Source organism: Streptomyces sp. CO7, assembly GCF_053474865.1.
This window is the reverse complement of the sequence record NZ_JBRIOU010000053.1, coordinates 1-762: the sequence shown is the minus strand read 5'-3', so window position 1 is coordinate 762 and position 762 is coordinate 1. Positions and strand designations below refer to the sequence as shown.

The window sequence follows — 762 nt, the reverse complement described above, 5'->3', positions numbered from 1 at the left end:
GGGCGGGGGCCGGGGCGGCCTGCGCGGTCCCGTTCTGGACGGCGGACAGTGCGAGCGCACCGCCGATCGCGGCCAGCAACGTGCTACGGCGTGAGGGTTCGGGGGGCAACGGTCCTCCAGGTGACCTGAGCTGCTCGGTGTTCGTCGGCACGGGGACGTGCGGGTGGTGGGCGGCGGACGGCTCCGTGGCCGGTCCGACCGCCCACCGCAGGAGCAACCGGGTCAGCAGCCGCCGCAGTTGTAGAAGGTCACGTCCCAGTGGTTGCCCTCGTCGGCGTAGACGTTGCCGGCGCCCGAGCGCCACTGCGGGGACCCGTCGCCGCGCAGGCCGATGTAGGAGAACGTGTTCTTGATGTAGTTGCCCACGCAGGTGTACTTGCTGAAGTCGAGCTTGTAGCCGTTCCAGTGCGAGTAGGTGCCGCTCGCGTGGCCGGTCTCGGTGCCGCCGGTGATGTTGAGGGCGCAGCCGCTGGCGCTCTTGAGGGTCTGGGCGCCCTGGGCGGTCGCGAGGTTGAGCTGCTCGAAGGAGGTGCAGGTGGAGTTGTTCCGGTCGGAGCAGCCGCCGGAGGACGACCAGGTGATGCCGGAGGAGCGGAACATCGACGTCGCGGTGGAGTGGCTGATCTTGGTGACGGCCGCGTGGGCCTCCGTGGCGGTGGCCAGGGCGCCGACACCGGGGGCGAAGAGGGCGCCCAGGACGAGGGCGAACGCGGTGAGGACGGAGCGACTTCTCATGGGGGTTCTCCTGGATGGGAGTGGGGG

General features: G+C 70.6%; 1 protein-coding gene. It reads right to left on the bottom strand.

All coding sequences use genetic code 11. The features are described 5' to 3' along the window. Positions 1–222: 222 nt before the first annotated feature. Positions 223–735 carry a hypothetical protein gene (locus ACOV8S_RS31035; protein WP_448321821.1) on the bottom strand — a complete coding sequence of 171 codons (513 nt, stop codon included), beginning with the start codon at positions 733–735 and terminating at the stop codon, positions 223–225. Between the last annotated feature and the right edge of the window lie 27 nt (positions 736–762).